The 3,373-nt window shown below is 35.6% G+C and carries 5 protein-coding genes; 3 read left to right on the top strand and 2 right to left on the bottom strand.

Annotated elements, in window-relative coordinates; all coding sequences use genetic code 11:
• Positions 1-82 precede the first annotated feature (82 nt).
• Positions 83-700, bottom strand: coding sequence for a mercuric transport protein MerTP (merTP, locus tag ACP5P5_RS13525; protein WP_428286643.1), 618 nt, complete (start codon positions 698-700; stop codon positions 83-85).
• Positions 697-1,068 (bottom strand): ArsR/SmtB family transcription factor, encoded by a 372-nt coding sequence (locus tag ACP5P5_RS13530; protein WP_428286644.1) that lies wholly within the window; start codon positions 1,066-1,068, stop codon positions 697-699. The genes merTP and ACP5P5_RS13530 overlap by 4 nt, the downstream gene beginning before the upstream one ends.
• A gap of 281 nt (positions 1,069-1,349) precedes the next feature.
• Here ACP5P5_RS13530 and ACP5P5_RS13535 point away from each other — a divergent pair, with 281 nt between their 5' ends.
• The 3 genes from ACP5P5_RS13535 to ACP5P5_RS13545 all read left to right on the top strand — a co-directional run.
• Positions 1,350-2,318, top strand: coding sequence for an ABC transporter substrate-binding protein (locus ACP5P5_RS13535; protein WP_428286645.1), 969 nt, complete (start codon positions 1,350-1,352; stop codon positions 2,316-2,318).
• A complete protein-coding gene (locus ACP5P5_RS13540; RefSeq protein ID WP_428286646.1) occupies positions 2,318-3,193 on the top strand; it encodes an ABC transporter permease in 876 nt (291 codons plus the stop codon). Before ACP5P5_RS13535 ends, ACP5P5_RS13540 begins: the two co-directional genes overlap by 1 nt.
• Positions 3,186-3,373 (top strand): ATP-binding cassette domain-containing protein (locus ACP5P5_RS13545; protein ID WP_428286647.1); only part of this gene is annotated, 188 nt, incomplete at its 3' end. The genes ACP5P5_RS13540 and ACP5P5_RS13545, both read left to right, overlap by 8 nt.

Consider the following 3,373-nt stretch of genomic DNA (forward strand, 5'->3'; position numbering starts at 1 on the left):
ACTCATGGTAATATATTTTAATTGATTATCAATTTGAAATTATTTGCAATGCTGTTTGCAATACTATCCAACCATACTGCATTTACTCAACTGCCGATACGCCTGAAACTTTGTACCCGGTTGCGTTTACGGCATTCACAATGGTATCTAATTTAGTTTCAGCGGCATTGTATTCTACTGTACTGCTGGCATCTTTAAAAGCGGTTTCAAACTTTATTACTCCCGGCACTTTTGACAAAGCCAGATTAATGGTTGAACTGCAGGCTTCACAGTCCATTCCTTCAATCTTTAATTTTACGGTTCGCACAGCTGATTTATCAACATACACCACTTCCTTTTTTTCTATTTTAGGAAAGAAGATAGAGGAGTAGGAAGGGAAAGCCATTAGCAATACAGCCAAAAAAGTTACAATACCTAAAAAAGATTTGCTTTTCCAAAATGAAGGTTTGTCTTCTTCACAATCGCAGGCAATTTCATTAGCAGATCGGGGTTTTAATTTTTGATACCAGGCAAATGCTAATACCAGTACCGTTATACCAATTAAAACGGGGCGGTAAGGCTCCATCCACGAAAAAGTAGATGCAATGCCGGTAACTCCACTTATTAAAGCCAGCACCGGTGTAATACAGCATAAAGAGGCAATAAAAGCTGTTGCCAATACGGCTATCCAGGTTTTTCCGTTTGATTTTTCCTGTTTCATACAAATTGATTTTGTTGATTGAGTTGTTGAATGTATTTAAATAAACCGCGCAGCATTTTTAAATGCTCGGGCTTTAATGAATAAAAAATAGTTTGTCCTTCTTTTCTGGCCTGAATAATTCCGCCATCCTTCATTTTTCGCAGGTGTTGCGAAATGGCCGGAATACTCATACCTAAAATATCACTTAAATCGCAAGGGCATAGTTCTTTTTCTTCTTCCAATAAATATAAAATCTTTAGCCGAGCTTCATTACCTGCCAATGACAATACTCCCGATATGTTAGCAAATGCTTCCTGAGTTTGTTCTAATTTTTGTTTACATTGATTAATTTGAGCAGGATCGGCATATAAACGAATACAAATACTCATATTGTTGTTATTTTCAGTAAAACTATTTCTTTTTTTTATTATTTAAGCAAATACTTAAATAAATATTTTGTTAAATCCTGTTCAGTTCTTTAGATTTTATGATACCCAATAGTCGTTGAACGATCTATTTCCTGACAAAAGAGAAAACCGATGGCTTTTTAAACTTTATAAATCATCGTAGCATTTTCGATAAATAAATATGGAAAAACCAACCCTGCTGCCTAATTTTAAACAATGAATAAAAATAGTTGTTAATGAGGCTACTTAAAGATTTTTTCGTCATGAAGCTATTAAGATTTATTCAATTAATTGTATTGGTGTGTTTTTTAGGCGCCTGTGAGCATAAAAGTAATGTTCCTTTAATTGGTTTTGCCGATGCATTTGAAGACAAGACTATTGAACAAGCCAAAACTGGTTTTATTGCTGCATTAAAAAACAATGGTTTTGATGAGCAAAAAGGCAACATTAAAATTATTTATCGGAATGCACAAGGTAGTATTCCTACTTTAACTCAAATTATTCAGTATTATATTACGCAGCAGGTAACATTAATTGCAGCCAATGCTACATTACCAACTATTACTGCCATTCAAAATACCAAAACCATTCCGGTATTTATGATGGTAGCCGCAACACCCCAATTAATGAAATTGACCGACGCCCAAGGACATGCGCCGGCCAACTTATTTGGCGTTGGCGAAAATTTGAATTATATCGATACTTCATTTTTATTGATTCCGCAAATATTACACCCAAGCAATAACCAACCGCTTACTGTTGGAATGATATTTAATCAGTCAGAACCACAATCTGTAGAAGCTATTAAGCGCATTCAACAACTGGCAAATGCAAACCATATTAACTTAGTTTCTTTACCGGTAAACAGTAGTGCAGATGTACCGTTAGTTACTCAGTCTTTATTATCAAAACATATTGACGCATTTTTTGCCAATCCTGACAATACTATTTTCGCTTCATTTGAAAATATTGTGCAAGCCTGCAATCAACAACATGTTCCAATTTTCACAAGCGAAGCCGGTTTAGTGGCTCGTGGTGCGGTTGCTGCTTTTGGTGCGAATATTTATGATTGGGGATATCAGGCAGGTGAGCAAGCTGCCTTGTTCTTAAAACAAAAATCAACCAACGGTTTACATTGGGAAATGGTTAAAGTGCGTAACCGTGTTTATAATCCCACTGTTGCAAAAGTCTATAATTTACATTTTCCATCCGATTATAAACCCATGCAATAATGGAATTTTATTTGTCAGCTTTGGTATTGTCGCTTTGTTTAGGGGCTATGTCAATGGGAGTTTTTATTTCCATGCGCATTTTTAATATTCCCGATATTACCACCGATGGCAGCTACACATTAGGTGCAGCAGTAACCGCAGTTTTATTAGTACAACATTGGCCGGTATTTGTTGTGGTATTAATAAGCATGTTTGCCGGTTCTTTAGCTGGTATATGCACCGCTTTCATTCATACTAAATTAAAAATCGATGCCTTGTTGGCAGGCATTTTGGTAATGACTGGTTTGTATTCTATTAACTTAATCATTATGGGCCGCTCCAATATCCCTTTAATTAATTTAAATACTTTATTCGCTTACATACATGTTTTTTCACATTCTATTTATAACACATTGGCAGCCGACTTAATTATTATTGGTGCCTTTGCGTTATTGTTATGGTATATATTGTTAACTGATTTTGGCATTGCAATGCGGGCAACCGGCAACAGCTCTAGCATGACACGGTCATTAGGTATTAATAACAATAAAATGAAAATTATTGGCTTAGCTATGGCTAACGCACTTACTGCTTTAAGTGGGTCATTGGTTGCACAGTACCAAAATTTTACCGATATAAACATGGGCATTGGTATTGTTATTGTAGGCTTAGGTTCAGTATTAATTGCCGATGCACTGCGTATTTGGTTCAATATTGTGGCTATTGGTGCTCAAATTGCATTGGTAATTGCAGGCAGTTTTATTTTTCAAATGGTATTAGCTGTTACGCTTTCCTTAGGGGTTGACCCCAACATATTAAAGCTGGTAACAGCACTGTTTGTATTGCTTATTGTTGCCCTGCCAAGGGTTAAAAATGTTCTTAAACCAAATGAATAATAGGGCAATGATTCAGTTAGAGCAAGTAACAAAAATATTTAATGCCGGAAGAGTAAATGAAATTACGGCACTTAACAATGTTTCATTGCAAATTAATGAGGGGGAATTTGTAATTATTATTGGTGCCAATGGCTCAGGAAAAACAACTTTATTCAATACCATAGCAGGCAGTGTTATTCC

It is taken from the genome of Hydrotalea sp. (assembly GCF_049968455.1).
Lineage (GTDB): Bacteria > Bacteroidota > Bacteroidia > Chitinophagales > Chitinophagaceae > Hydrotalea.